The 24,308-nt window shown below is 69.8% G+C and carries 25 protein-coding genes; 5 read left to right on the top strand and 20 right to left on the bottom strand.

Going from position 1 to position 24,308, the window contains the following annotated elements; genetic code table 11:
• Positions 1 to 86: 86 nt before the first annotated feature.
• Positions 87 to 992 (top strand): LysR substrate-binding domain-containing protein, encoded by a 906-nt coding sequence (locus tag FIU83_RS14450; protein WP_253939489.1) that lies wholly within the window; start codon positions 87 to 89, stop codon positions 990 to 992.
• Here the strand turns inward: FIU83_RS14450 and FIU83_RS14445 are convergent.
• On the bottom strand, positions 966 to 1,772 hold the full coding sequence (locus tag FIU83_RS14445) for a TraX family protein (RefSeq protein WP_152484689.1): 807 nt from the start codon (positions 1,770 to 1,772) through the stop codon (positions 966 to 968). The genes FIU83_RS14450 and FIU83_RS14445 overlap by 27 nt on opposite strands.
• Before the next feature lie 130 nt (positions 1,773 to 1,902).
• Between FIU83_RS14445 and FIU83_RS14440 the strand changes: the two genes are divergently transcribed.
• The gene (locus FIU83_RS14440) at positions 1,903 to 2,622 is read left to right on the top strand and encodes a gamma-glutamyl-gamma-aminobutyrate hydrolase family protein (RefSeq protein ID WP_152484688.1); all 720 of its coding nucleotides are present in this window, start codon (positions 1,903 to 1,905) and stop codon (positions 2,620 to 2,622) included.
• A gap of 123 nt (positions 2,623 to 2,745) precedes the next feature.
• Here the strand turns inward: FIU83_RS14440 and FIU83_RS14435 are convergent, their stop codons facing one another.
• From FIU83_RS14435 to FIU83_RS14405, 7 genes are all read right to left on the bottom strand, one after another.
• Entirely contained in the window at positions 2,746 to 3,510 is a 765-nt protein-coding gene (locus tag FIU83_RS14435; protein ID WP_152485390.1) for a transporter substrate-binding domain-containing protein, read from the bottom strand.
• Between the two features lie 150 nt (positions 3,511 to 3,660).
• Complete coding sequence (locus FIU83_RS14430) at positions 3,661 to 4,392, bottom strand: ABC transporter permease (protein ID WP_152484687.1); 732 nt, start codon at positions 4,390 to 4,392, stop codon at positions 3,661 to 3,663.
• Positions 4,392 to 5,096 carry an ABC transporter permease gene (locus FIU83_RS14425; RefSeq protein WP_152484686.1) on the bottom strand — a complete coding sequence of 235 codons (705 nt, stop codon included), beginning with the start codon at positions 5,094 to 5,096 and terminating at the stop codon, positions 4,392 to 4,394. The genes FIU83_RS14430 and FIU83_RS14425 overlap by 1 nt, the downstream gene beginning before the upstream one ends.
• A 28-nt stretch (positions 5,097 to 5,124) precedes the next feature.
• A complete protein-coding gene (locus tag FIU83_RS14420) occupies positions 5,125 to 5,895 on the bottom strand; it encodes an ABC transporter ATP-binding protein (protein WP_152484685.1) in 771 nt (256 codons plus the stop codon).
• Positions 5,896 to 6,248: 353 nt separating this feature from the next.
• Positions 6,249 to 7,235 carry a succinylglutamate desuccinylase gene (locus tag FIU83_RS14415; protein ID WP_152484684.1) on the bottom strand — a complete coding sequence of 329 codons (987 nt, stop codon included), beginning with the start codon at positions 7,233 to 7,235 and terminating at the stop codon, positions 6,249 to 6,251.
• Complete coding sequence (locus tag FIU83_RS14410) at positions 7,225 to 8,052, bottom strand: DUF1338 domain-containing protein (RefSeq protein ID WP_253939488.1); 828 nt, start codon at positions 8,050 to 8,052, stop codon at positions 7,225 to 7,227. The genes FIU83_RS14415 and FIU83_RS14410 overlap by 11 nt, the downstream gene beginning before the upstream one ends.
• 115 nt (positions 8,053 to 8,167) lie before the next feature.
• Positions 8,168 to 8,707, bottom strand: a complete 540-nt coding sequence (locus tag FIU83_RS14405) for a lipocalin family protein (protein WP_152484683.1) — start codon at positions 8,705 to 8,707, stop codon at positions 8,168 to 8,170.
• Between the two features lie 130 nt (positions 8,708 to 8,837).
• On the opposite strand from FIU83_RS14405, the gene FIU83_RS14400 reads away from it, so the two are divergent.
• On the top strand, positions 8,838 to 9,731 hold the full coding sequence (locus tag FIU83_RS14400) for a class I SAM-dependent methyltransferase (RefSeq protein WP_152484682.1): 894 nt from the start codon (positions 8,838 to 8,840) through the stop codon (positions 9,729 to 9,731).
• On the opposite strand, the gene FIU83_RS14395 is transcribed toward FIU83_RS14400, so the two are convergent.
• The 4 genes from FIU83_RS14395 to FIU83_RS14380 all read right to left on the bottom strand — a co-directional run bounded on the left by FIU83_RS14395 (position 9,728) and on the right by FIU83_RS14380 (position 13,645).
• On the bottom strand, positions 9,728 to 10,171 hold the full coding sequence (locus tag FIU83_RS14395; RefSeq protein WP_152484681.1) for a hemerythrin domain-containing protein: 444 nt from the start codon (positions 10,169 to 10,171) through the stop codon (positions 9,728 to 9,730). The two genes, FIU83_RS14400 and FIU83_RS14395, sit on opposite strands and share 4 nt — an antisense overlap.
• A 406-nt stretch (positions 10,172 to 10,577) precedes the next feature.
• Positions 10,578 to 10,925 (bottom strand): hypothetical protein, encoded by a 348-nt coding sequence (locus FIU83_RS14390; protein ID WP_152484680.1) that lies wholly within the window; start codon positions 10,923 to 10,925, stop codon positions 10,578 to 10,580.
• A 12-nt stretch (positions 10,926 to 10,937) separates the two neighbouring features.
• Positions 10,938 to 12,272, bottom strand: coding sequence for an NAD(P)/FAD-dependent oxidoreductase (locus FIU83_RS14385; RefSeq protein ID WP_152484679.1), 1,335 nt, complete (start codon positions 12,270 to 12,272; stop codon positions 10,938 to 10,940).
• Positions 12,273 to 12,571: 299 nt separating this feature from the next.
• On the bottom strand, positions 12,572 to 13,645 hold the full coding sequence (locus FIU83_RS14380; protein WP_152484678.1) for a tartrate dehydrogenase: 1,074 nt from the start codon (positions 13,643 to 13,645) through the stop codon (positions 12,572 to 12,574).
• Positions 13,646 to 13,855: 210 nt separating this feature from the next.
• Here FIU83_RS14380 and FIU83_RS14375 point away from each other — a divergent pair, with 210 nt between their 5' ends.
• Positions 13,856 to 15,184, top strand: coding sequence for a glycosyltransferase (locus FIU83_RS14375; RefSeq protein WP_152484677.1), 1,329 nt, complete (start codon positions 13,856 to 13,858; stop codon positions 15,182 to 15,184).
• Positions 15,185 to 15,187: 3 nt separating this feature from the next.
• Here FIU83_RS14375 and FIU83_RS14370 read toward each other — a convergent pair whose 3' ends face one another.
• From FIU83_RS14370 to FIU83_RS14360, 3 genes are all read right to left on the bottom strand, one after another.
• Complete coding sequence (locus tag FIU83_RS14370) at positions 15,188 to 15,868, bottom strand: TVP38/TMEM64 family protein (protein ID WP_152484676.1); 681 nt, start codon at positions 15,866 to 15,868, stop codon at positions 15,188 to 15,190.
• Positions 15,869 to 15,947: 79 nt separating this feature from the next.
• Positions 15,948 to 16,886, bottom strand: coding sequence for an ABC transporter substrate-binding protein (locus tag FIU83_RS14365; RefSeq protein ID WP_152484675.1), 939 nt, complete (start codon positions 16,884 to 16,886; stop codon positions 15,948 to 15,950).
• 77 nt (positions 16,887 to 16,963) lie between these two features.
• Positions 16,964 to 18,136 (bottom strand): TauD/TfdA family dioxygenase, encoded by a 1,173-nt coding sequence (locus FIU83_RS14360; RefSeq protein WP_152484674.1) that lies wholly within the window; start codon positions 18,134 to 18,136, stop codon positions 16,964 to 16,966.
• Between the two features lie 107 nt (positions 18,137 to 18,243).
• Between FIU83_RS14360 and FIU83_RS14355 the strand changes: the two genes are divergently transcribed.
• The gene (locus tag FIU83_RS14355) at positions 18,244 to 19,119 is read left to right on the top strand and encodes a LysR substrate-binding domain-containing protein (protein ID WP_152484673.1); all 876 of its coding nucleotides are present in this window, start codon (positions 18,244 to 18,246) and stop codon (positions 19,117 to 19,119) included.
• A 52-nt stretch (positions 19,120 to 19,171) separates the two neighbouring features.
• Here FIU83_RS14355 and FIU83_RS14350 read toward each other — a convergent pair whose 3' ends face one another.
• The 5 genes from FIU83_RS14350 to glcF all read right to left on the bottom strand — a co-directional run bounded on the left by FIU83_RS14350 (position 19,172) and on the right by glcF (position 24,300).
• Positions 19,172 to 19,993 (bottom strand): zinc-dependent peptidase, encoded by an 822-nt coding sequence (locus FIU83_RS14350; RefSeq protein WP_152484672.1) that lies wholly within the window; start codon positions 19,991 to 19,993, stop codon positions 19,172 to 19,174.
• 4 nt (positions 19,994 to 19,997) lie between these two features.
• Positions 19,998 to 21,569, bottom strand: a complete 1,572-nt coding sequence (locus FIU83_RS14345; protein ID WP_152484671.1) for a bifunctional GNAT family N-acetyltransferase/carbon-nitrogen hydrolase family protein — start codon at positions 21,567 to 21,569, stop codon at positions 19,998 to 20,000.
• Between the two features lie 19 nt (positions 21,570 to 21,588).
• Positions 21,589 to 22,524: a DMT family transporter gene (locus FIU83_RS14340; protein WP_152484670.1), complete on the bottom strand. Its 936-nt coding sequence runs from the start codon at positions 22,522 to 22,524 to the stop codon at positions 21,589 to 21,591.
• Between the two features lie 77 nt (positions 22,525 to 22,601).
• The gene (locus tag FIU83_RS14335; RefSeq protein ID WP_152484669.1) at positions 22,602 to 23,003 is read right to left on the bottom strand and encodes a heme-binding protein; all 402 of its coding nucleotides are present in this window, start codon (positions 23,001 to 23,003) and stop codon (positions 22,602 to 22,604) included.
• A gap of 52 nt (positions 23,004 to 23,055) precedes the next feature.
• Positions 23,056 to 24,300 carry a glycolate oxidase subunit GlcF gene (gene glcF / locus FIU83_RS14330; protein WP_152484668.1) on the bottom strand — a complete coding sequence of 415 codons (1,245 nt, stop codon included), beginning with the start codon at positions 24,298 to 24,300 and terminating at the stop codon, positions 23,056 to 23,058.
• Positions 24,301 to 24,308: the final 8 nt, after the last annotated feature.

Below are 24,308 nucleotides of genomic sequence, written 5' to 3'. Positions count from 1 at the left end.
TCGGACTATGCTAGGCGCGGTTCAGGCCGTATGGTTATCGGTTAATAACGAACTGGCTTTTCGGAAAAACCGATATGACTCCCACGGTGAGTTTTCGACAGCTGCAGGTCTTCGCCACGGTGGCGCGGCTCGGCACGGTCAGTGCGGCCGCCGTCGAGCTGAGCCTCTCCCAGTCGGCGACCAGCCAGGCGCTCTCTGACCTCGAGCGCCACCTGGGGATCGCGCTCTTCGAGCGCCTGGGGCGCCGCCTGCACCTCAACGACCTGGGTCGCCGGCTGCTGCCGCGGGCCGAGGAGCTGCTGGACGGCGTCGCCGGCTTCGTGGCCGAGGCCACCGAGCCCGAGGGGCGCCTGCAGGGCGTGCTCAGCGTCTCCGCCAGCGCCACCGTGGGCACCTACCTGCTGCCGGCCCTGGCCGGGCGCTTCAGCGAGGCGCACCCGGCGGCGGACCTGCGGCTCAGGCTGCGCAACACCTTCGAGGTGATCACCGATGTGCTGCGCCTGGAGGCGGATCTGGGGCTGATCGAGGGGGAGTGTCGCGAGCCGTCGCTGGCCAGCGAGCCCTGGTGCGAGGACCGCATGGTGGTGGTGGCCGCGCCGAGCCATGCGCTGGCCCGGCGCGGCCGGCTCGACGAGGCGGCGCTGGCCGAGGCCGACTGGATCCTGCGCGAGACCGGGTCGGGCACCCGCGGCGTCTTCGAGCAGGCGATGCGCGCCCGGGGCGCGCCGCCCAGGGTGCGCATGGAGCTCGGTCAGCACGAGGCGATCAAGCAGGCCGTGCGGGCGGGGCTGGGGCTTGGCTGCCTGTCGCGGCTGAGCGTGGCCGGCGAGCTCGAGCGCGGCGAGCTGATCGCCCTGGAGACGCCGCTGCGGCTGCGCCGCACCTTCTCCCTGGTCTGGCATCCGCAGCGCTATCGCAGCCCGCTCTGGCAGGCCTTCAAGGTGTTCCTGATGGCGGCGCGGCGTTCAGACCGGCCCGCCGGCGAGCCCTAGCCCCAGGGCGATGGCCGCGAAGTGCCCGGGGTACCAGCCGAGCCACAGGCGACGCGGCATGCTGACCGGCACGCGCGGGACCGGGCGATGGGCGCCGGCCGCCAGCAAGAGGACCGACAGGCAGGTGGCGACGGTGAAGGACTTGGCCATGTCGGAGCTGTTCATCAGCCCGGCCGCGACCAGCACCGGCAGCGCCAGCGCGGTGGCGGCGAGGCGCTCGACGAGGGCCTCGCCGCCCTCGTGCAGGGCGCGCATGGCGACCATGTAGAGCGGGATCATCAGCAGGCCCAGGTGGCTATACTCGACCCAGAGGCCGGCCACGGCCCAGGCGGCGATGGCGAGCCCGGCCTCGGCGGCCAGCCGTGGGGCGCCGAGCGCGCCGCGCCCGAGGCGCTCCCTCAGGGCGGTCAGCCAGACGCCGCCGGTCAGTCCGAGGGCGAGGGTGAAGCAGATGTTGAAGATCAGGCCCTCCGCGTCTCGGGGCATCAGCATGTAGGGGAGCTGGGCCACCAGGCCGATCACCAGGATGCGGCGCGCATAGCGCAGCGGGTTGCGGGTGTTGAAGAGGCCGTGCCAGGCCACCATGGCGGCGAAGAGCGGGAAGGCGATGCGGCCGATGGAGGCATCGGCCCAGCCCAGCCCCCACTGCTCGGGCACCGCGTAGCGAACCAGGTGGTCCACCGTCATGGTGACCAGGGCCAGCCACTGGCCCCAGCCGGTCCAGGTGGACGAGGGACGCGGCGCGGTGGTCCGGGAGACGAGACGTGCCTGCTGAATCATGGGTACCTCACGACGTGACGATGGGGACGCGTGGACCGGGGGCGCGCGGCGGGAGTTCCGGGTCGCGATTCGGCAACAGGCGCGGGGCCGCCGCGTCGCCGGATGGCCACGGGGGAGAGGAGGACAGGCGATGGTGATCGGACTGCTGCAGTGCGATGACGTGGCCCCCAAGCTGCGCGAGGCCCACGGCGACTATCCCGCGATGTTCGAGGCGCTCTTCCATCGCGTCGACCCGACCCTCGAGTTTCGCGTCTGGCGCTGCCTCGACGGCGAGATCCCCGACGATCCCGAGGCGGTGGACGCCTGGATGACCACGGGGTCGAAGTTCGGCGTCAACGACGAGCTGCCCTGGATCGTCGCGCTGGAGGCCTTCGTTCGCGACCTGTGGGCCGCGGGAAAGCCGCTGGTCGGCATCTGCTTCGGCCACCAGCTGATGGCGAAGGCCCTGGGCGGCGAGGTGGCGAAGAGCGAGCGGGGCTGGGGCGTGGGCCGCTCCTGCAACCGGGTGACCGCGCGTGCCGACTGGATGGTGCCCTGGCAGCCCGGCCTCGCCCTGCTGGTCAGCCACCAGGACCAGGTGACGCGACTGCCGCCCGGGGCGCGGGTGCTCGGCGGCAGCGCCTTCTGTCCGCGCTACCTGATGCAGCTCGGCGAGCACTTTCTCGGCGTGCAGGGACACCCCGAGTTCACCAAGGACTATTCCCGGGACCTGATGGCGCTACGCGCCGACCAGGTCGGTCACCATCGGGTGCGCCAGGGGGAGGCGTCCCTCTCGGCCCCGGTAGACGACACCCTGATGGCGCGCTGGCTCCTGGCCTTCCTGCGTCGGGCGATGGCGATGCGCCGCTGATGCCCGGCCACGGGGCGGCGACCGACATCGGTCCTCTGTTGACCCTTCCGCCAACGCAAGACCGGGGCCCTGAGGCCCCGGTCTTGCGGTGACGTTCGCGTCGGGCGGCGGTCGCCGTCCGGCTCAGTCCGCGCCGAAGTACTTGGCGTGGATCTCGTCGTAGGTGCCGTTCTCCTTCAGCGTGGACAGGGCCGCGTTGAAGGCTTCGGCCAGCTCGCCGTCGCGCTGGCGGAAGGCGATGCCGAAGCCTTCGCCGAAGTACTCCTTGGGCTCGGTGACCTTCTCGCCGATCACCTTGTAGTCGCCGGCCTCGCTGTCGAGCAGGGTGGACTTGCCGATCGGGAAGTCGAGGAAGGCGGCGTCGAGGCGGCCGGAATCCATGTCCAGCACCATGTCGTCGGCGGTGGCGTAGCGGTTCACCTCTGCCACGTCGCCGTACATGTCGGTGACGTAGTTGTCCTGCAGGGTGCCGCGCTGCACGCCGAGGGTCAGGCCCTCGAGGGTCTCGTCGGACGGGGTGTCGATCGCGACGTCGCCGGGGGCGAACCAGGCCGAGGGCGGGGTGATGTAGGGATCGGAGAACAGCACCTGCTCGCGACGCTGCTCGTTGATGGTCATGGAGGACATGATGGCGTCGTACTTGCGCGCCTTCAGGCCGGGGATGATGCCGTCCCAGCCCTGCACGACCCACTCGCACTGGATGCCGATCTCGGCGCACAGGGCGTTGCCCAGGTCGATGTCGAAGCCGGTCAGCTCGCCCTCGGGGGTGCGATACTCCATGGGCTCGTAGGGCACGTCGACGCCGATGCGGATGTCGCGGACCTCGGCGCTGGCGCTACCGGCGATCAGGGTGGCGCCGATGACGCCGAGGCTCAGGAGGTGGTTCATTTTCATGGGGGTTTTCCCTATTGTTGGTGCGTTCACCTTGTGGGTGCTGACCCGGTCACGATATTCGATGATCGAGCCCATCGGAAGAGGCGGGCGCTCGATTCGAGCGCCCGCTTCCAACGCTTGTTTGACGCTGCTTGTCGTCGGCGGTCAGCCGCCGGCCGGCTTGAGGTGCGCCAGCAGTCGCCTTTCCAGATAGCGGAACAGGTAGAGGATCGCGAAGGTGAGGCAGAGGTAGATCGCGGCCACGAACAGGAAGGCATCGAAGGGCGCGTAGAAGCGCGCGTAGACGAAGCGTGCCGCGCCGGTGAGGTCCATGATGGTGACCACGCTGGCGATGGCGCTGGCGTGGAGCATGAAGATCACCTCGTTGCCGTAGGCCGGCAGCGCCCGGCGAAAGGCGCTGGGCAGCACGATGCGCCTGAGCATCAGCCCCCGGGACATGCCGTAGGCGCGCGCCGCCTCGATCTCGCCGCGATCCGTGGACTTGATGGCGCCGCGGAAGATCTCGGTGGTGTAGGCCGCGGTGTTCAGCGTGAAGGCGATCAGCGCCGGCACGAAGGGCTCCTCGAGGATCACCCACAGCCAGGTCTCCTGGATGCCCTCGACGAAGACCACGCCGTAGTAGATCAGGTAGAGCTGCACCAGCAGCGGCGTGCCGCGGAAGACGTAGCAGTAGAGGAAGATCGGCAGGCTCACCCAGCGGTGGCTCGAACCGCGGCCGATGGCCAGCGGCACCGCCAGCACCAGGCCGATGATCAGCGACAGGAACACCAGCTGCACGGTGGTGACCAGGCCCTCGCCGTAGTAGCCGAGGGTCTGCAGGGTGAAGATGCTGTTGTCGGCCAGCCGGGCCTCCAGCCAGGTCATCAGGGCGTCCATCAGTCTGCCTCCCGGTAGCCGACGTTATAGCGTTTCTGCAGCCGCGCGAAGCCCCACTCCGAGACGCTGGCGATCAGCAGGTAGATGGCGGCGACGATGATCATGAAGGTGAACGGCTCGCGGGTCGCCTTGGAGGCCTCGGCGGCCACGCGGACCATGTCCGAGAGCCCGATCACCGAGACCAGCGCCGTGGTCTTGAGCAGCACCATCCAGTTGTTGGAGAGCCCCGGGATCGCGTGGCGCATCATCTGCGGGAAGCGGATGCGCCGGAACACCAGCCATGGGGTCATGCCGTAGGCGCGCCCCGCCTCGATCTGGCCGCTGTCCACCGCCAGGAAGGCGCCGCGGAAGGTCTCGCCCATGTAGGCGCCGAAGATCAGGCCGATGGTGATCACCCCCGCCACGAACTCGTTGACGTTGATGAAGATGTCGATCCCGAAGTGGTTATAGAGGGCATCGGTGATCTGGTTGATGCCGATCTGGCCGCCGAAGAACAGCAGCATCATCAGCACCAGGTCCGGCACGCCGCGGATGATGGTGGTGTAGAGGGTGCCGAGGCGGTGGGCCAGCCAGCTGCGCGACATCTTGGCGCTGGCGGTCAGCAGGCCGAGCACCACCGCCAGAATCAGCGACAGCACCCCCAGCTGGATGGTGATCATGGCGCCCTCGAGAAGGCGCGGGCCGTAGCCGTGCAGGTCGATCATGTCTCTCTCCTTGTCCCGGGCCGGCCCATCAGTGCTTGGGCGCCAGGAACTGCTTGAGGCGCTCGGAACGGGGATTGCCGAGTACCTCGTCGGGCGGTCCGGCCTCCTCGACCTGGCCCTGGTGCAGGTAGATCACCTGGCTGGAGACGTCCCGGGCGAAGGCCATCTCGTGGGTCACCACGATCATGGTGCGCCCCTCCCGGGCGAGGTCGCGCATCACCTTGAGGACGTCGCCGACGAGCTCCGGGTCCAGCGCCGAGGTCGGCTCGTCGAACAGCATCACCTCCGGGTCCATGGCCAGTGCCCGGGCGATGGCGCCGCGCTGCTGCTGGCCGCCGGACATCTGGGCCGGGTAGTAGTCGGCACGCTCGGCGAGGCCGACCCGCTCGAGCAGCTCGCGGGCGTGGGCGATCGCCTCCTGCCTGGGCTTGCCGAGCACGTGGACCGGGGCCTCGATGATGTTCTCGAGCAGGGTCATGTGGGCCCAGAGGTTGAAGCCCTGGAACACCATGGAGAGCTTGGCGCGCATGCGCACCACCTGCTTCCAGTCGGCCGGTTCGCGGCCGTGCTTGGTCAGCTTGAACTGGATGTTCTCGCCGTGGACGATCAGGTCGCCCTCGTCGGGCTGCTCGAGCAGGTTCATGCAGCGCAGGAAGGTGCTCTTGCCGGAGCCGGAGGCTCCGATCAGGGTGATCACATCGCCCTTGTGGGCCTTCAGGGAGAGGCCCTTGAGGACATCGGTGTCGCCGAAGCGCTTGGTGATATTGCGCACTTCCAGCGGAATCGGGGTATCGGCCATGAAACGGGCTCCAGATCGTGGGTGGTCCGCCGCATCGAGGATCGGCCGGCGCGGGGGCGATCATCGCAGGTCTGTGACCAGCATGCTTCCGTGATCAACATAGGTCCTTGATCGCCGTCGCTGCGAGGCGTGCCGGGGGCGGGGGCAACGTCGGTCCAGGGGCACGCGGCCCCCGGCGGCGGCCCGGCGATCAAAAAGGAGGCGATTCTAACAGGCCGGCGACATTCCGGCAGGGGGACACGACGTCTCGGCGAGCCGGGCGTGATTCCGTGGGCGCGGGGCATAGGGCATGGGGTGTCTCCTGGCTGTTGTTATTGTCCGTGAGGGGCCTGGCCCCAAGCGGGGCCGGGCCGTCAGGCCGGTGGCGGGCTCGGCACCACCAGCAGCGCCGCCCGGGCGCCGATCTCGACCCTGGCGTTGGGGAAGACCACCGACAGCGGCGTCTCGCCGACGTCGAAGGGGCCGGCGCTGGCGTCCTCGGCGAGCCGGGTGCCCGGCGCGAACTCGGTGAAGTTCGGCGTGTCATCGGGGAAGCAGAGCCGGAAGTCCGGGGCGTGGCGCATCAGCTCGTGCTCGGCGCGGAAGAAGGCCATGCGGGTGGGCGCGTCGCCCTCGGGCGCGCGGCCCTCGACCAGCGCCTCGAGCAGCCGGCCCATGGGGGCGAGCGGCGCGAGGTCGTTGGCGCCGAAGGGCAGGGCACGGCCCAGCTCCAGGGTGAAGGCCGCCGCGCCGTGGTAGTGCTTCGAGTAGTGCGAGAAGGTCCAGCTGTGGCGGTGCTGGTGGAGCACCGCCTGGATGTCGGCGCCGGCCAGCCACTGCCACTGCGCCGGCGGCGTCGGCGTCTCGCCGAAGGGCTCGACCACGAAGCGCGGGAAGCGGCTGTCGCGGATCGCCGTGTGCAGGTCGTAGTGCAGCGGGGCAAGCGAGGCGTGGCGTCCGTAGAAGGCGTCGACCGCGGCCATCAGCGTCCGCGCCCGGTCGGGCTCGTCGCCGGCCTCGATGAGGTCGCGCCGGAACAGCCGGTTGAGGTTGGTCGCGACGAAGCGCTCGCCGCGCCGGATCGCCTCCGGATGGCCGAGCAGCACCAGCAGCGGCGCGCCCAGCGTCAGCAGGCCCGCCTCGAGCCGCGCGAGCAGCGCGCCCACGAGTTCGATGGGGGCGGTCTCGTTGCCGTGGATGCCCACCGAGAGCACGCAGGCCCGCGCCTCGTCGCGGCAGGTGTCCGGCACGAGCTCCAGCACGCCGGGAGCGAGCAGCCGGTAGCGCCCGCCGGGCACGCGCCCCTCGCGAGCCGCCGGCTCACGCCCCTCCAGCGCCTGGTCCAGCCACTCAGAGAGCATGGTCGCGGCGCACGTCGGTGGATTCGAAGATGCGGTCGGCGCTGGCGGCGACGAAGCCCTGGTAGAGCCGACCCTCGGCGTCGGCATAGCGGCGCGCGAACTCGTAGTAGCAGGTGGGGATCTCCTCGACCCGGCCGCCGGCGAAGGTGAAGGGCATGCGGTCGGCCAGGGTCGAGGCCTGCTCCAGCAGCACCTCCGGCGAGCCCTTGATGCGCCCGCCGGAGGTGTTGATGGAAAGCCCCAGCGCCTCGACCTTCTCCAGCAGCGAGGCCAGGGTGGGGGTCTGGCGCAGCCGGTTGACGCTGATCGTGAAGTGGTTGGCGCGCAGCCCGATGATCGACAGCCAGGCGGCGTACTCGCTCTCCTCGGCCAGGGCCTGGTAGGCCTCCCAGCTCGGCGCCTCCCAGAGGCGGCCGGCCCACATCACCTCGGGCGAGGCGATCCGGGCGGGGTCGATCTGGGCCACCAGGTCGTCGATGATCGCCTGGGCCGACGCGGAGAGCGCGTCGCACTTCAGCTCCGAGAGGAAGACCCGCGGCTGGTCGTCGCGGGGCGGCAGGTAGCCCCAGGCGCGCAGCTTCTTGGCCTCGAAGTCGTAGGGCTCCAGGCGGGTGTAGCCCAGCGCCAGCAGGTGGGGCTCCAGCTCGGCCAGGCGGATCGGTCCACGATCGAAGGTGCGAAAGGCCACGTGGTCGTTGACGATGGTCTCGCCGTCGGCGACCAGGGCCGCGTGGAGGCGGCTCGCCTGGGGCGTCATGGCGGTGTAGTCGTCCCAGAGGCGGGCGAAGAACTGCTCGAGACTCATCTCGGAGGGCATGCGGACACCTGTTGTTGGCATGATGGTGATGGCCGTCACCTTCCCGTCGCGGCTCGAGGGACTCAAGACCCCGCGTCGGGCGGATGAAAGTGGCGGGGCCCAGGGTGAAATTTCCTCAGCGCCAGGCGGCGCAGGCCTCGCCCTGTTCCACCTCGATCAGTTCCTCCACCGGGAAGTCCAGCGCCCGGGCGCGTGCGACGAGCGTCTGGTAGGTGGCGGGCGCGAGCTCGGGGGTGCGCGACAGCAGCCACAGGTAGTCGCGGTCGGGGCCGGCCACCAGGGCCCAGTCGTACGCCGGGTCCAGGGCGAGCACGTTGTAGCCGGCGTAGAAGGGGCCGAAGAAGCTGACCTTCAGCCGGCCCTCGCCCGGTGCGCCGATCGGGTAGGCCTTGCCCTCGGCGACGCTCTCCTCGCCGGCGGCGAGGTCCACGCCGCGATTGATCACCCGCACGCCGCCCGCCTCGCGACGCGAGTAGTCGGCGGTCACGCAGTCGAGCCCCTCCTCGAAGCCGTGGTCGAGGCGGGCGATCTCGTACCACCGGCCGAGGTAGCGATCGAGCGAGAAGTCGGAGACGGCGCGGGTGCCCTCGGGCAGGCCGGTGCAGCCGGCGAGGCCGAGCCCCAGCAGGGCCGCGGTGAGCAGCGGTCGTGACATGGCGACAGACTCCTTGTCGTGAAGCGGTCGAAAATGGCGGTCGGGCGTGACCTTTGCAGGATAGGGGGCGCGGCACGCGGCGGGTAGACTGGCAGCGCCACCTTCCTCAGCACGTCGCCAGGACGCCGCCATGACCGACCCCGTGGATCGCTTCGCCGCCCGCCCCCTCGTGGCTCACTATGATGCCCCCCGCGCCGCCGGCGAGCCAGATCTCGCGGCGAGGCTGCGCGAGGCCTTTGGTGCCGCGGGCCACGACCCGGAGCGGCTGACCCTCGATGCGATCGCCGGCATCGACCAGCTGCACCTCGGGGGGCGCCGGGCCAGCCGGTCGCTGGCGGCCCGGGGCGAGCTGGTGCCCGGCGATCGGGTGCTGGACGTGGGATGCGGCACCGGCGGGGCCAGCCGGCTGCTTGCGGCGGCGTTCGGCAGCGAGGTGACGGGGCTCGACATCACCCCGGCCTTCGTCGAGGTGGCGCAGTGGCTCAGTCGCGCCACTGGGCTCGACGACCGGACGCACTTCTTGTGCGCCGATGCCGCGCGGGTCCCGCTGCCGGACGCCAGCGTCGAGGTCGTCTGGTGCCAGCACGCGCTGATGAACATGCCCGATGCGGCGGCGGTGCTGGCCGAATGGTGGCGGCTCCTGGTGCCGGGCGGCCGGGTGCTGCTGCATGAGGTGGTGGCGGGCGACGAGGCGTCGCCGCTGCTGCTCCCGGTGCCCTGGGCGCGAGACGCGGCGACCAGCCACCTGCGCTCCCGCCACGCCCTCGAGGCCCTGCTCACCGCGGGCGGCTTCGTCCCGGTGGCGGTGCAGGACGTCACCGCGGCGGCGCTCGAGTGGCGGCGCAAGCATAGCCGCCGGGAGGGCGAGGCCGCCGCGTCCGGCCCCGCGCTGCCCGGGCCGGGGCTGATCTTCGGCGAGGTTTTCGCCGAGATGGGACGCAACCTGCGCGACAACCTGGCTGCGGACCGGGTCAGGATCATCGAGGGTGTCTTCCGTCAGTCCAGCCCTCCCTCGCACTCCTAGGCGTCCTGCCGCTGTCTCGCCATTTCTTGCCGATAGGCTTCGGCAAGTTCGGTTTTCTGGTTTTCCGCAAGCCCCCGGCCCGCGAGCTGAAAGACCTCGTGTTCCTCCTCATCGAGATGGTGGATCACCAGTTCGCTCAGCTTCCTGGCCTGGGTCAGCCATGCAGGCGAGGTGTAGTCGGTGGCATCCAGTGTCTCGAGTTGTTCGTCGATCTCGTGATGCTCCGCCACGCTGTGACGTGCCTTCTCCTGGGTCAGGTCGTTTGCCATCATCGGGACGTAGAGGGCGCGTTCTTCAGCGGCAGCATGGTATTGAAGCTCGGCGCGCAGCTGGCGGTAGAGCTGGTCACGCTCCTGGCTGTCTCCAGAGGTCTGCAGGAGATCTTCCAGCAGTTCCCGCTGGATCTGGTGGTCTTCACGCAAGGCTTCGAAGATCGTCATGGTGGCGCTCCTTGGTCTGTGGTCATCGGGTCGTGACCGGGTAGATGCGCTTCGCGTCGGAGACATCGCATTCCCGGACCAGCATAGGCCAGGATCTGCCGCAGGAATATCGATCCAGCTGTGGGGGATAAGCGGGCTGGCAGCGCGACGTGTGCTGGGGAGTGGTCAGGAATGCACTGCCGCACGTCATGCCGGTTGGTGCCGGCCTTGGCTGGCCGTGGACCGGGTACGTCTCATCGAGGGCGTATACCGCCGGGCGTGACGCTTCGTTCCGGCCGACTGGTTGCGTCAAATTTCCTCGCGTCCTTTTGTTCCATCGATTCTACACTGGGGCCCCTCGGCCGATGGAGCGACGGGAGAAGGCGAGCGAAAGCCCCGGATACTGGTGCTCGATCATTTGAGGGGCTCAGTGCCGGCGGGGGCCGCGGACCAGATAGCTCAACGGGTGCAGCACCAGCCAGGTGATCAGGGCGACGCCGAGCGCCGCCGCTACCAGCGCCGCCCAGTCAGTGACGGTAGCCACAAGACCGAGCCGGGAATGGGTCAGCATGGGCAGCCACCATAGGCTCGAGACTCCAGCCAGCAGGGCGATGATGCCAGCTGGCAAGCAACGGTAGTCGGCAAACCTGTAGCCGCGCAGCCGTCCGACCAGCTGGGCGACCACCAGCAGGGCCAGGGTCGCCAGGATCAGCGGCAAGAAGGGTGGGATAGCGTGGGACATCACTGCCAGGATGCCGGACAGAGTGAAATTCATAGTCAGGTCTCCTCAGACTCGGCCTTCCAGCATGGCGTAGTAAGCGGGCTGCAACATGTAGTCCTTCAGCACCCAAGCCGCCCAGGACTCTTCCTTGGGATCGATGAACGAGAAGGAGGGCAGGAAGGCCATGTCGTTGTCGTAGCCGAACTCCACCAGCATCGCCGTGCCGATTTCGGTGATCAGCGGGCAGGAGGTATAGCCGTTATGGCGTGCAGGTAGCGGCTTGTCCTCCAGGAAGGCAGCGATGTTCTCCTCGACCACGGGGGCCTGGGCCTTGACGCTGGCTGCGGTCTTGTTGATCGGCGCGCCGATCACGTCACCGATACCGAACACCTCTGGATAGCGGTTGTGCTGCATGGTGTAGATGTCGGTATCCAGCCACTCGCCGGCAAAGGGACCCTCCCGGGCAATCAGGTCGCTGCCCTTGACGAAATCCGGGGCACTCATGGGCGGCACGACGTGCAGGAAGTCATAGTCGCGAGTTTCCTTGTTGCCCTCTTGGCCGGTGAACTCGGCCTGGCGGGCCTGCGGGTCGATGGCGGAAAGGTGCCAGCCATGATGGCGGGTGATGTTGTCGCGATCGAGGCGCTGCTTGAGGAAGTCGTTGATCCAGGGCTGGCTGAACATGCGGTCGCTGGGAGTGAAGTAGGCCAGGTGGAAATCATTCCGGTTGCCAACCTGCTTGATGCGCGACTGGGTAGTGAAGACCATCTTAATGGGGGCCCCGGCGCACTTGATGGCCGTCTGGGGATTGGTGAAGAGTCCCCGGCCGCTGCCGGCGGCAAGCCACTCCTCGATGGCGTCGCTGGTGCGAGCCGCCTCCTGGGGGCCGGCATAGACGCTGCCGATACCGTGACTGCCGATCAGGTCCGTCGACATGCCGTCGATCAGGTGATAGTTGAGCTGCAGACCCGTGGCGACCACCAGGATGTCATATGCGAGCGTGCTGGCATCGGCCAGGGTAATGCGGCGTTCATCGGCATCGATACCCACCGCCTGCTGGCTGACCCAGTCGATGCCGGCGGGGCGGAAGTCGGCATTGGAGCGTACCGTGCTATCGGCTTCCCAGAGTCCGGCTGCGACCAGGGTCCAACCGGGCTGGTAATAGTGCTGCTCTCTGGGTTCCACGACGGTAATGCGGGCGCCGGAGAGGCGCATGGCCAGGCGATTGGCCATGGACATGCCGGCAGCGCCGCCGCCGAGGATGACCACGCGAACGCGGGTGGAGACGGTGTTGGCCTGCAGGCCGGAAAGTGGCATCAGAGCAGCAGCGCCGGCGCCCATGCCCAGCTTGAGAAGCTGGCGGCGACCCAGACGCGGCGGCTCGAGAGGAAGACCGGACATGAGGGGGCTCCTGCGCGAGTTGTCAGAAGTTTGTTATTCTTATATTGAATATTGTTATAACTTATCACCTATCTCCTTTTTCGTCCTCCTTTACTCCGCGACATCTTGACGCAAGTCAGTATTTTGGCTATGGCAATCTCCGCGTCATCTTGACTGGCGCTGCGATCACTGGGCGTGAGACGGTCAATGACGACGGGGTGGACGGGCCTTGAACCGACCGGGTCGCCCACCAAGCGGAGAGGGGGGATGACCGCCACCGCCTGAGCGGGGGCCGTCGCGTGTCGGGATGCCGAGTTCGCTCAGCCGGCGATGCGCTCGGCGATGGCGCGGCCGAGGGTCTCGGTGGTGCCGCGCCCGCCCAGGTCGGGGGTGAGCAGGTCCGCATCGCCCTCGGCGAGCACCGCCTCGAAGGCCTCGACGATGGCCGCGCCGGCCTCCGGGTGGCCGAGGTGCTCGAGCATCATGGCGGCCGACCAGATCTGGCCGATGGGATTGGCGATGCCGCGTCCGGCGATGTCCGGGGCACTGCCGTGCACCGGCTCGAAGAGGCTCGGGAAGGTGCCGTCGGGGTTGATGTTGGCCGAGGGCGCCACGCCGATGGTGCCGGTGCAGGCCGGGCCCAGGTCGGAGAGGATATCGCCGAACAGGTTGCTCGCCACGACCACGTCGAACCAGTCGGGGTGCATCACGAAGTTGGCGGCCAGGATGTCGATATGGAACGCCTCCACCGACACCTCGGGATAGTGCGCGCCCATCGCCTTCACGCGCTCGTCCCACCACGGCATGGTGATGGCGATGCCGTTGGACTTGGTGGCCGAGGTGAGCCGCTTCCGCGGGCGGCTCTGGGCCAGCTCGAAGGCATACTTCAGCACCCGGTCGACCCCGGTGCGGGTCATCACCGTCTCCTGGATCACCACCTCGCGCTCGGTGCCCTCGAACATCTTGCCGCCGACGCTGGAGTACTCGCCCTCGGTGTTCTCGCGCACCACGTAGAAGTCGATGTCGCCGGGCACACGGCCCGCCAGCGGGCTCTTCACTCCCGGCAGCAGCTTGCAGGGGCGCAGGTTGACGTACTGGTCGAAGCGGCGGCGGAACTGCAGCAGCGAGCCCCACAGCGAGACGTGGTCGGGCACGGTGTCCGGCCAGCCCACCGCACCGTAGAAGAGGGCATCGAACTCCTTGAGCCGCTCGAACCAGTCGTCGGGCAGCATCTGGCCGTGCTCGGCATAGTAGTCGCAGCTGGCGAAGTCGAAGGACTCGAGGGCGAGGTCGAGGTGAAAGCGCTGGGCGGCGGCCTCGAGGGCGCGCAGCCCCTCGGGCATGACTTCCTTGCCGATGCCGTCGCCGGGAAGGACCGCGATGCGGTGGGTCATGGGTCGGCTCCTAGGCTCCATGGATGACCCTGCCAGTCTACCGCGCGGGGCGGCAAAGCCAATCCCGTCGGGTCTCGGCGCTCCCGCGGGTGGGCCCTTTCCCCGGCGCCCCCTCGCCCCGGGCCTCGCTTGCCTATCCTGAACAGAGATGGCCAGGCGCCGGCCTTCCCTGCAGAATGGCGCCACCGCCAGTCGAGGAGCCCCGTTCCCGTGAATGTGCTGATGTTCACCAACACCTACCTGCCCATCGTCGGCGGGGTCAGCGAGTCGGTCCAGCGGCTCAAGCGCCAGCTGCAGGCCGCCGGCCACCGGGTGCTGGTGGTGGCGCCGCGCCTGGAGGGCCAGCCCGACGACGAGAGCGACGTGGTGCGGGTGGTGGCCATGCAGCACTTCAACGGCAGCGACTTCTCGCTGCCGGTGCCGATTCCCGGCCAGCTCCACGAGGCGATCGAGGCCTTCGAGCCGGACATCGTCCACGCCCACCACCCCTTCCTGCTCGGCGATACCGCGGCCCGGGCCGCCGAGACCTATGGCCTGCCGCTGATCTTCACCCATCACACCCTCTACGAGCACTACACCCACTACGTGCCCGGCGACTCGCCGCGCATGCAGCGCTTCGCCGTGGCGCTGGCGACCCAGTACACCTGGCTGTGCGACGAGGTGATCGCCCCCAGCGAGAGCATCCGCGACCTGCTGCGCCGGCGCGAGGCCAACCCCGCCATCAGCGTGGTGCCGAGCGGCGTGGACACCGCGCGCTTCGCCCGGGGCGACGGCGGTGCCTGGCGGGAGCGCCTCGGCATCCCCGACGGGGCCTACGTGATGGGTCACCTGGGGCGGCTGGCGCTGGAGAAGAACCTGGCCTTCCTGGCCGAGGCGCTGGCCGGCGCCCTGGCGGCGCGGCCCGAGGCGCACGCCCTGGTGGTGGGCGAGGGCGAGGCGCGCCGCGACATCGAGGCGGCGGCGGCGGCGCGGGGCGTGGCGGGTCGCCTGCACTTCACCGGCCGCCTCCAGGGCCAGGCGCTGATCGATGCCTACCACGCCATGGACGTCTTCGCCTTCGCCTCCCACAGCGAGACCCAGGGCATGGTGGTGGCCGAGGCCATGGCGGCCGGGCTGCCGGTGGTGGCCCTCGATGCCCCCGGGGTGCGCGAGGTGGTGGTCGAGGGCCGCAACGGCCGGCTGATCGCCGGCGACGACCTCGAGGCCATGACCCAGGCGCTGGCGGCGCTGGCCGTGGATGAGGCGCGCGCGGCGCTCGCCGAGGCGGCGCTGGCGACCGCCGCCGGCTACGACGAGGCGCGCTGCGCCGCGCGCTGCCTGGCCGTCTATCGTCAGGCGATCGCCCGAGGGGGACCCTTCACCCATGCCGATGAAGGCGGCTGGGAGCGAATTCGCCATCGGCTGGGCGCCGAGTGGCAGATGCTGCGCCATCGCGGGCGCCTGCTGCGTCACCTGGTGCAGGAGGAGTGGGAGCAGGAGCGCCCCGCCTGGTGGCCCGGCCACCGCGAGGAGGACGAGACCGAGGCGCCCCGGGAGTAGCCCTCAGCGGGCGCGGCGGCGCCGGTCCGCCCAGCGCTTCAGCCCCACCAGCAGCGCCACCCCGGCCAGCACGCCGCCGGCCGCCCAGTAAAGCTCGCCGCGGCTCTCGGCGGTGGCCAGCTGGCCCAGCTGGCTGCCCAGCAGGGTGACGCCGGCGAGCCCCGGGGCGATGCCCAGCAGCGAGCCGATCATGTAGTCGCGAAAGCGCAGGCGGAAGGCGCCGGCCATCATGTTGGTCAGGGTGAAGGGAGCCAGCGGCAGCAGGTTGACCAGCGTCATGGTGCGGATGCCACGCCCGGAGAGGTAGCGCGACAGGCCCTGGAGGCGCCGGCCGCCGTGGCGCATCAGCGCCTCGCGGCCCAGTCGGCGCCCCACCCACCAGGTCAGCATCGAGGCGGCCAGGGTGCCGGCCAGGGCATAGGCGAAGCCCCACCAGGGGCCGAACAGCAGGCCGGTCAGGGCCACCAGCAGGCTGAGCGGGAACATCACCAGCGAGGCGCCGGCGTAGACCGCCATCACCACCGCGACCGCCCAGGGGGCGTCGCGCCAGGCCACCGAGCCCTTGGCCAGCGCCATCAGGCTCTCCACGGTGAGCAGGTCGCGCATGGCGAGCCACTGCCACAGCAGGCCGAGGGCCAGCAGGACGACCAGCAGGCCGGTGACGAGGACGAGGCGGTGGCTCATGGCGCGCGAATCCTTGGCGACGGGGCCCCAAGCATACGGCAGCGCGGCCGGCGGCCAAAGCGGCCGCCGGGTCAGCGGCTCACAGGCTGGCCTTCACCACCGGCCAGGCGGGGTCGCCGTCCGCGGTGGTCACGCCCTCGAGCATGGCCGCGACGCGTTCGGGGTGCTCCTGCAGCCACTCTCGGGCGACCGCCTCGACCTCGCGCTCCTCCTGGCCGAACTGCTGGATCATCCAGCTCTGCTCCTCGGCGGCGAAGGTGAACTGCTCGAAGAAGCGTTCCAGGTTGGGGTGGGCGTCACCGTAGTCGCTGCGCAGCACGGTCAGGACGTCGGTCGCGCCGTTGTCCTCGCCGAACAGGTTCTTGGGATCGTCGAGGTAGCGCATCGGCAGCTCGAGGTTCATCCAGTGCGGCGTCCAGCCGACCCAGACGATGGGCTCCTCGCGGCTGATGGCGCTGCTGGCGGCGCCGAGCATGCCGATCACGCTGGTGTCCACCACCTCCCAGTCGCCCAGCCCCCAGGCGTCGTCGTCGATGGCCTGATAGAGCACATCGCTGGCGGCGGAACCGGCCCCGAAGCTATGGATCTTGCCGTCGAAGGCCTCGCGATGGTCGTCCAGGTCGGCGAAGCTGGTGATGCCCTGCTCATGGAGGTAGTCCGGGACCACGAGGGTCATCTGGGCGCCCTCGATGTTGTTGACCAGGCCCTCGATCACCCCGCTTTCCTCGCGGGGGGCGAACATCTTCTGCTGGGCCGGCATCCAGCCGCCCAGCAGGGCATCGATGTCGCCGGTCTCCAGCCCCTGGTAGACGACCTGCAGGCCAACGTCGTGGGTACGGGTCTCGTAGCCCAGGGGGGCGAGGAGCTGGCTTACCATCTCGCTCTTGACCGTGACCCCGGGCCAGGGAGGCACGCCGATGTCCAGGGTGGCGTCGTCGGCGAGGGCCGGGCTCGCCAGGCCCAGGCTCAGGGGCAGCGCGATCAGCGGCAGGGCGGGAGTCGTCGGGGAAAGACGCATGGGATCTCCTTGTGATGGGGGGAAGGCCGCTACCGGTTTGATGTTGTGTCGGGCAGCGGCCAGAAAGGAAGGGGGGATCAGGCCTCGCGGGCCAGCACCCGCAGGCGGGACTCGCACATGTCGAGATCGAGGTAGGTGCCCTGCAGGTGGCGCCGGCCGGTACCGGGATCGAAGGCGTTGCGGCCGTGCATCACCCGGCGGTTGTCGAAGGCGACCATCTCGCCCGGGGCCAGGGAGAACTCGAGCCGGTTCGCGGGATCCTGGGCCAGCGCCCAGAACGCGCGGTAGGCGTCGTACCAGGCATCGATCTCCTCGAGGGGCAGGCGCAGGGTGTCGCGGATCCAGTTGTTGAGGCGGACCTCGATGACCCGGCCCTGCTCGTCCAGGGCGAGCACCGGCGCGGTCCACACCAGGTCGTGCTCCTCGTCCTGGAAGCGGAAGTCGATCGGCGTCTCGGCCAGCCGCCGGAAGGCCTCGGGCGACTCGACGCGCAGCGCCTCCGCCGCGGCGAAGCCGTCGAAGAAGGTGGACTCGCCGCCCTCGGCATCATTCTCCAGGCAGTAGAGCAGCTGGATGTCCGGCGGGTTGCGCCAGTTGGGCAGGTCAGTGTGCAGGGCCAGGCCGATGGAGGTATAGGCGGCGTTGTTCGGGTTCGGCTTGGACTTGACGTCGAAGCGGGCGCCGAAGTTGGTGGCGCGCAGCGGCCCGATGCGGCCCGCCAGGCGGCTCACTTCCTCGTCGGCCAGCGGGCCGTTCTCGAGCAGCACCAGGCCATCGCGCAGCAGGGCGGTGAGCCAGGCGCGCTCGCCCTCGGCGCCGGCCACGAAGTCGGCGTGGTCGACGCGGGTGGGACGGTAGTCGTGGGCCCAGGGACGGCGCGACGGCACGGCATCCTCCCGCGCCTGGCCCGGGCGGCGCTGATGCAGCCAGACGGCGTCGAAGCGGCTGACGTGGCCGTCGGCCCAGGTGAGGACCAGATTGCCGTCCTCGAGCGCCGTCGCCGGGGCCTGTTCCGGCACCTCGAGGGCCATGTAGAGGCGCTCGCGGGTCATCGGATGGCGGCACTCGTCACAGGCGCAGTGGTCGCGCAGCCAGGTCAGCGGAAACCGGGCCCGGTCGCCGTTGCCCCAGCCAAGGGCCAGCTGTCGTCCGGCCGCCGTGGCCTCGATGAGCGCCGGTCCCTCGGCGTGGGGGGTCAGTTCGCCCATGGGCAGGACGGCGCGTGCGTCGGCAATCGGCGTATCGGTCATGATCGGCTCCTCCCTTGTGAAGGCGCCCATGGTGGCGGCTGGCCGGTTCGCCGACAAACGATTAATCTGGCCCCTATGACCCCACTCAATTTATAGGTAGGTTATTCATGAGTCGGCTTCCCCCCCTGCTGTGGCTGCAGGCCTTCGAGACGGCGGCGCGCACCCTGAGCTTCACCGCCGCCGGCCAGGAGCTGGGCGTGACCCAGGCGGCGATCAGCCAGCGGGTGCGCCTGCTCGAGGATCGCCTGGGCCAGAAGCTGTTCGTGCGCCACCCGCGCAGCCTCAGCCTGACGCCGGCGGGGCAGGCCTGGCTGCCGTGCCTGCAGGATGGCTTCACGCGCCTGGCCGAGGGCACCGAGGAGGTCTTCGGCGGCGGCGGGGAGGCGCCGGTGACGCTGCGCACCACGCCGGTGATGCAGCAGTACTGGCTGGCGCCGCGCATCCGCGCCTTTCGCCGCGAGCATCCCGAGGTGGCGCTGAGGCTGATCAGCGCCATCTGGCCGGATGACTTCGGTCCCGAGGGCGCCGATCTCGAGATCCGCTACGGGCAGGGCAGCTGGCCGGGGATGGAGGCGGTTTCCCTGGGCCGGGAGACGATGCTGCCGGTGTGTGCTCCGGCGCTGGCCGAGCGCATCACCACGCCGTCGGACCTGGCGGCGCACACCCTGCTGCACGCCCTGGGGTTCGAGGTGGGCTGGCCGGCCTGGCTGGAGGCGGTGGGGATGCCAACCCTGGCCTCGCGCTGCGCATCGCTGACCTGCGATACCCAGAGCATGACGCTGTCGCTCGCGGCGCTGGGCGAGGGCGTGGCCCTGACCCATCAGCGGCTGGTGGAGGGGCGCGACGACCTGGTGGCGGCGCTCGACTGGCCGGTCGAGAGCGACGAGGGGTTCTGGCTGGTGCGGCCGGCCCGCGCGCCCGCCCGGGCGGAGGCGGCGACGCTCTGGGAGTGGCTGAGGGCGCCTCTGGCCCTGCCCGGCTGAGGCGGCCTCCGGGGCCTCGAACCGCCGGGCGCCGTCGAGGTGGGGCGCCGAGTCACCAGGCGTCGAAGGGGCCGGCGTGTGCCGGGAGGTGGGCCAGCGGGTCCTGGTGGAAGTAGCGGGAGAGCAGGCCGTAGAGGGCCGGATAGGCGCGGTGGAGGCGGTCGGGGTCGCTGAAGAAGTGCTCGCAGCAGACCGCGAAGCACTCGCCGGGGTGGCTCGCGGCATAGTCGTCGATGGGCGTCGCCTCGCCCCGGGCGAGGCGCGCCTGGAGGTCCCCCCAGACCCCCATGAAGATGCGATACCACTCCCGCGGGTCGATCTCCCGGGGCAGCGGCGGGAAGCCGTCGACGTCCAGGGAGTTGCCGAGGTCGAGCTTGTGGGCCAGCTCGTGGATCAGCACGTTGAAGCCGTCGAGCCCGCCGCTCGCCATCAGGTCGGGCCAGGCGACCACCACCGGGCCCTGCAGGGAGGTCTCGCCGGCACGCTCGTCGTCGTACTCGTGCACCACGCCGAACTCGTCCATCTCCTCCACGCGGCGCTGGAAGGCGTCGGGCAGGATCAGGATCTCGTGGACGTTGGCGAAGGCCTCCCGGTGCTCGCTGTCGCACCAGCCCAGGGTCAGCAGGCAGGCCTGGCCCGCCAGGGCGAGCCTGGCCGGGGCGTCGAAGGTGACCGTCCCGGCGAGTTCCGGATGCAGGCTCAGGCGCTTGGCATGCACGAAGCCCCAGGCGCGATGCCCCAGCCGCTCGGCCTGGTCGTCGGGCAGGACGGCGAGCAGCGCCACCCGCGCCCGGGCCTCGTCCCAGTCGGCGGCGGGGAAGGGGTGGCGTGCCTCGAAGCGCCGCCCCCCCAGGCGCAGCAGCCGGCCGAGCATGGCGTCAGCTCTCCTCCAGGTTGGCCCCGGACTTCCAGGACCAGTCGCGCCAGCGCAGGTCGAACAGGTCCTTGCGCCGGTCCTTGAGGTTGGTCACCGAGCCCTCGGCGCGCACCACGGTCAGCCGGGTCAGGTCGAGGTCCGAGAACATGATCATCTCGGTGTTGGGCGTGGTCTCGGAGAGCACGGCGTCGTGGGGGAAGGCGAAGTCCGAGGGCGAGAAGACCGACGACTGGGCGTACTGGATCTCCATGTTCTCGATGGAGGGCACGTTGCCGACGCTGCCGCACAGCACCACGTAGCACTCGTTCTCGATGGCGCGTGCCTGGGCGCAGTGGCGCACCCGCAGGTAGCCGTTCTTGGTGTCGGTCCAGAAGGGCACGAAGAGGATGTCCATCTCCTGGTCGGCGAGCAGCCGCGAGAGCTCGGGGAACTCGACGTCGTAGCAGATCAGGATGCCCACCCGGCCGGCATCGGTGTCGAAGACCTGGAGCTCGTCGCCGCCCTCGATCACCCAGTCGCGGCGCTCCTGGGGCGTGATGTGCAGCTTGGCCTGGGACTCGATGCTGCCGTCGCGATGGAAGAGGTAGCAGACGTTGAAGAGCCGGCCGTCCTCGTGCTCCTCGATCATCGACCCGGCGACGATGTTGATGTTGCAGGAGACCGCCATGCGCGAGAGCTCGCTCTTGAACTGCTCGGTGAAGCCGGCGAGGAAGCGGATGGCGGCCATCTGGTCCTGCTGGGCGGCGCGGTCCTGCAGGCCCATCAGGGGCGCGTTGAAGAGCTCGGGGAAGACCGCGAAGTCGCTCTGGTAGTCGGCGAGGGCGTCGACGAAGTACTCGACCTGCTGCAGCACCGACTCCACCGAGGAGAACTCGCGCATCTGCCACTGCACCGCGCCGACCCGCACCTGGGTCGGACGGTTCTCCAGCACCCGCTCGGCCGGCTCGAAGAGGATGTTGTTCCACTCCAGCAGGGTCGCGTAGCCCTGGGACTTCTCGTCCTCCGGCAGGTACTTGCGCAAGAGCCGCTTGACCTGGAAGTCGTTGGCCAGCTGGAAGGAGAGGATGGGGTCGTGGATCTCCTTGCGGGCCACCTTGTCGAGGTATTCGGCCGGCGAGAGCTCGTGGGCGTGCTGGTAGTAGTGGGGGATGCGCCCGCCGGCGAGGATCGAGCGCAGGTTCATGGAGCGGCACAACTCCTTGCGCGCCTCGTAGAGGCGCCGACCCAGGCGGTAGCCGCGGTAGTCCGGATGGATCAGCACGTCGAGGCCGTACATGGCGTCGCCGTCCGGGTCGTTGAGGATGGTCTCGCGCTTGCCGATCAGGTCGTCGTAGCGGTGCGGGTTGGAGAAGGTGTCGTAGTCGACCAGCACGGTGAGGGCCACGCCGACGATGGTCTCGTCGTCCTCGATCAGGATCTGGCCGTCGGGAAACTCCGCGATCAGCTTGTCGATGGTGGCCTCGGGCCAGGCGCCGCCGATGTCATGATAGACCTGGTCCATCAGCGTCTTGAGCTGCGGATAGTCGTCCGGGGTCAGGTTGCGCAGGTTGAGATGCAGGTCGTCGAGGGACATGGCGCGTCCTTTTATTGGGTCATCGGCGAGATGAGGGCAGTCTATCACGCTCGGCACGCGTCCCGGTCGCCGCGGGCGGCATCAGGGGGCGCGTGAGGGTCTGGGCCATGATCACCCCGGCCAGGATCAGGGCGCCGCCGGTCAGGTGGAAGAGCGCCAGGCGCTCTTCCAGCCAGGCCATGGCGATCAGCGCGGCAAACAGCGGCATCAGGTTGATGAAGATGCTCGCGCGGCTGGCGCCGATCTGGCGGATGGCCAGCATCCACAGGAAGGTGGTGACGATGGAGGCCGGCAGGCCGGCATAGAGGATCAGCCCGATATTCTGGGCGTCCACCGGTGTGCGGGGGCCCAGCAGGTAGGGGGGCAGCAGCAGAAGCACGGCGCAGCCCACCTGGGCATAGAGCAGCACCCAGGGCGGCAGGGCCAGCGGCCAGCGCTTGAGCATCACCCCGTAGAGGGCGTAGCAGGTGGCGGCGATCAGCATCAGGGCATCGCCGGTGGCGACGTCGAGGTCGAGCAGCGAGAGCGGGTCGCCGCGTCCCAGCAGCAGGGCCACCCCGGCCAGGGCCAGCAGCCCGCCCAGGGTGCCGCCCAGGGTCGGCGCCTCACGCAGGATCAGGGCGCTGAGCAGCACGGTGAGCAGGGGCACCATGGCGGCCAGGATGCCCATGTTGGTGGCGCTGGTGGTCTCGGCCGCCACGTAGGCGAGCCCCTGCCACAGCCCCATGCCGAGCAGTCCCAGCACGGACAGCTTCGGCCATTCCCGGCGAAGGGTCGTGCGATGCCGCCAGGCCGCGGGGAGCAGGAAGGGGGTGAGCACGGCGAACGCCAGCAGCCAGCGCAGGAAGGCGATGCTGCTCGGGGCGATGGTGCCCACGGTGAGCTGGTTGATGGTCATGTTGCCCGACCAGATCAGCACGGCGCCCAGGGGGGGCAGGAGATGCAGCGGCGGCATGGAGTCCTCGGTGGCAGATAGCGAAAGCCCCCGCCGGTAGGCCGGCAGGGGCTTCAAGGGTAGGCCAGACGAGCGCTTCAGGCGATGACGGCGACGGCGGCCTTGGCTACCTGCACGTCCTGGTCCGGCTTGACGCCGGAGATGCCGACGCTGCCGGCCACCTGGCCCTCGACGATCACCGGCACGCCACCGGCCAGCAGGGCCTCCATCGGCGCGGTGACGAAGGCGGTCCGGCCGTTGTTGATCATGTCCTCGAAGACCTGGGTCTCCTTGCGGCCGATGGAGGCGTTGCGGGCCTTCTCGGCGGCGACCCCGGCGCTGAAGGGCGGCGCACCGTCGAGGCGACGCAGGCCGAGCAGGTGGCCGCCGTCGTCGGCCACGGCGATGGTCACGGCCCAGCCGTTGGCCTCGGCTTCCTTCTGGCCCGCGTCCAGCAGGGCGTTGACGTCATCCAGGGTCAGGACGGGTTTGGTCTGCATGGTATAGCTCCTCGTTCAGGAATGGTCGGGTCTTTCGAGATCTTGAAATGGGTCAGGCCAGGGCCTCGTCGACGATCTCGATCCAGTGGCGCACCGGGGTGCGGCCGGCGCCGGCCAGGTGGGTCTGGCAGCCGATGTTGGCCGTGACGATCATCTCGGGGTTGCCGGCCTCGAGGTGGTCGAGCTTGTTGTCGCGCAGCTGGGTGGCGAGCGCCGGCTGGGTGACGGAGTAGGTGCCGGCCGAGCCGCAGCAGAGGTGGGCATCCTGGACCGGGGTCAGGGTGAAGCCGAGCCCGCGCAGCACCTGCTCCACCGCGCCGCCGAGCTTCTGGGCGTGCTGCAGTGTGCAGGGGCAGTGGAAGGCGAGCCGCCGGCTCTCCTTCACGGCGAGCACCGCGAGGTCCTCGTCGCGCAGCACCTCCACCAGGTCCTTGGCCAGGGCGCTGATGCGCGCCGCCTTCTCGGCGTAGTCGGGGTCGTCGGCGAGCACCTCGCCGTACTCCTTGACCATCGCCCCGCAGCCGCTGGCGGTCTGGACGATGGCTTCCACCCCGGCCTCGCCCTCTTTCTCGATATGGGGCCACCAGGCGTCGATGTTGGCGCGCATCCGCGCCCGCCCGGCCTCCTGGGCGTTGAGGTGGTAGTCGATGGCGCCGCAGCAGCCGGCCTCCGGCGCCGGGGTCAGGCCGATGCCGAGACGGTCGAGCACCCGGGCCGTGGCGGCGTTGGTGTTGGGCGAGAGCCCGGGCTGCACGCAGCCCTCGAGGATCAGCATCTGGCGGGCATGGCGGCTCCCCTCGGGTCGCGCGCCGGCGTCCACCGGGGCCGGCGGCATCTTGGCGGCGAGCGAGCCGGGCACCAGCGGGCGGAAGGTCTGGCCGAGCCTGAGCAGCGCCTGGAAGCGCTTCGGTTCCACCAGCGCCTTGCGCAGCCCCAAGCGCAGGGCGCGCTCGGCGGGCTTGCGGGGCACTCGCCGCTCGATCTCGGCGCGGCCGATGTCGAGCAGCTTGTGGTACTCGACGCCGGAGGGACAGGTGGTCTCGCAGTTGCGGCAGGTGAGGCAGCGGTCGAGGTGCAGCCGGGTCTCCTCGGTCACCTGGTGGTCGTCGTCGCGGCTCTCGAGCATCTCCTTCATCAGGTAGATGCGCCCGCGGGGGCCGTCGCGCTCGTCGCCCAGCAGCTGGTAGGTGGGGCAGGTGGCGTTGCAGAAGCCGCAGTGCACGCAGCTGCGCAGGACCCGGTCGGCCTCGCGGATGTGGGGCTTCTGGAGGTCTTCCTCGGTAAAGTGCGTCTGCATCTCGGACG

This window comes from Halomonas sp. THAF5a, from assembly GCF_009363755.1.
Classification (GTDB): Bacteria; Pseudomonadota; Gammaproteobacteria; order Pseudomonadales; family Halomonadaceae; genus Halomonas.
This window is presented reverse-complemented; position numbering and strand designations above follow the sequence as displayed.

Bases quoted from the DNA above. Each gene is read 5' to 3' on its own strand.
- FIU83_RS14445 (WP_152484689.1), bottom strand. From the start codon at position 1,772: ATGATTCAGCAGGCACGTCTCGTCTCCCGGACCACCGCGCCGCGTCCC.
- FIU83_RS14440 (WP_152484688.1), top strand. From the start codon at position 1,903: ATGGTGATCGGACTGCTGCAGTGCGATGACGTGGCCCCCAAGCTGCGC.
- FIU83_RS14435 (WP_152485390.1), bottom strand. From the start codon at position 3,510: ATGAACCACCTCCTGAGCCTCGGCGTCATCGGCGCCACCCTGATCGCC.
- FIU83_RS14430 (WP_152484687.1), bottom strand. From the start codon at position 4,392: ATGGACGCCCTGATGACCTGGCTGGAGGCCCGGCTGGCCGACAACAGC.
- FIU83_RS14425 (WP_152484686.1), bottom strand. From the start codon at position 5,096: ATGATCGACCTGCACGGCTACGGCCCGCGCCTTCTCGAGGGCGCCATG.
- FIU83_RS14420 (WP_152484685.1), bottom strand. From the start codon at position 5,895: ATGGCCGATACCCCGATTCCGCTGGAAGTGCGCAATATCACCAAGCGC.
- FIU83_RS14415 (WP_152484684.1), bottom strand. From the start codon at position 7,235: ATGCTCTCTGAGTGGCTGGACCAGGCGCTGGAGGGGCGTGAGCCGGCG.
- FIU83_RS14410 (WP_253939488.1), bottom strand. From the start codon at position 8,052: ATGCCCTCCGAGATGAGTCTCGAGCAGTTCTTCGCCCGCCTCTGGGAC.
- FIU83_RS14405 (WP_152484683.1), bottom strand. From the start codon at position 8,707: ATGTCACGACCGCTGCTCACCGCGGCCCTGCTGGGGCTCGGCCTCGCC.
- FIU83_RS14400 (WP_152484682.1), top strand. From the start codon at position 8,838: ATGACCGACCCCGTGGATCGCTTCGCCGCCCGCCCCCTCGTGGCTCAC.
- FIU83_RS14395 (WP_152484681.1), bottom strand. From the start codon at position 10,171: ATGACGATCTTCGAAGCCTTGCGTGAAGACCACCAGATCCAGCGGGAA.
- FIU83_RS14390 (WP_152484680.1), bottom strand. From the start codon at position 10,925: ATGAATTTCACTCTGTCCGGCATCCTGGCAGTGATGTCCCACGCTATC.
- FIU83_RS14385 (WP_152484679.1), bottom strand. From the start codon at position 12,272: ATGTCCGGTCTTCCTCTCGAGCCGCCGCGTCTGGGTCGCCGCCAGCTT.
- FIU83_RS14380 (WP_152484678.1), bottom strand. From the start codon at position 13,645: ATGACCCACCGCATCGCGGTCCTTCCCGGCGACGGCATCGGCAAGGAA.
- FIU83_RS14370 (WP_152484676.1), bottom strand. From the start codon at position 15,868: ATGAGCCACCGCCTCGTCCTCGTCACCGGCCTGCTGGTCGTCCTGCTG.
- FIU83_RS14365 (WP_152484675.1), bottom strand. From the start codon at position 16,886: ATGCGTCTTTCCCCGACGACTCCCGCCCTGCCGCTGATCGCGCTGCCC.
- FIU83_RS14360 (WP_152484674.1), bottom strand. From the start codon at position 18,136: ATGACCGATACGCCGATTGCCGACGCACGCGCCGTCCTGCCCATGGGC.
- FIU83_RS14355 (WP_152484673.1), top strand. From the start codon at position 18,244: ATGAGTCGGCTTCCCCCCCTGCTGTGGCTGCAGGCCTTCGAGACGGCG.
- FIU83_RS14350 (WP_152484672.1), bottom strand. From the start codon at position 19,993: ATGCTCGGCCGGCTGCTGCGCCTGGGGGGGCGGCGCTTCGAGGCACGC.
- FIU83_RS14345 (WP_152484671.1), bottom strand. From the start codon at position 21,569: ATGTCCCTCGACGACCTGCATCTCAACCTGCGCAACCTGACCCCGGAC.
- FIU83_RS14340 (WP_152484670.1), bottom strand. From the start codon at position 22,524: ATGCCGCCGCTGCATCTCCTGCCCCCCCTGGGCGCCGTGCTGATCTGG.
- FIU83_RS14335 (WP_152484669.1), bottom strand. From the start codon at position 23,003: ATGCAGACCAAACCCGTCCTGACCCTGGATGACGTCAACGCCCTGCTG.
- glcF (WP_152484668.1), bottom strand. From the start codon at position 24,300: ATGCAGACGCACTTTACCGAGGAAGACCTCCAGAAGCCCCACATCCGC.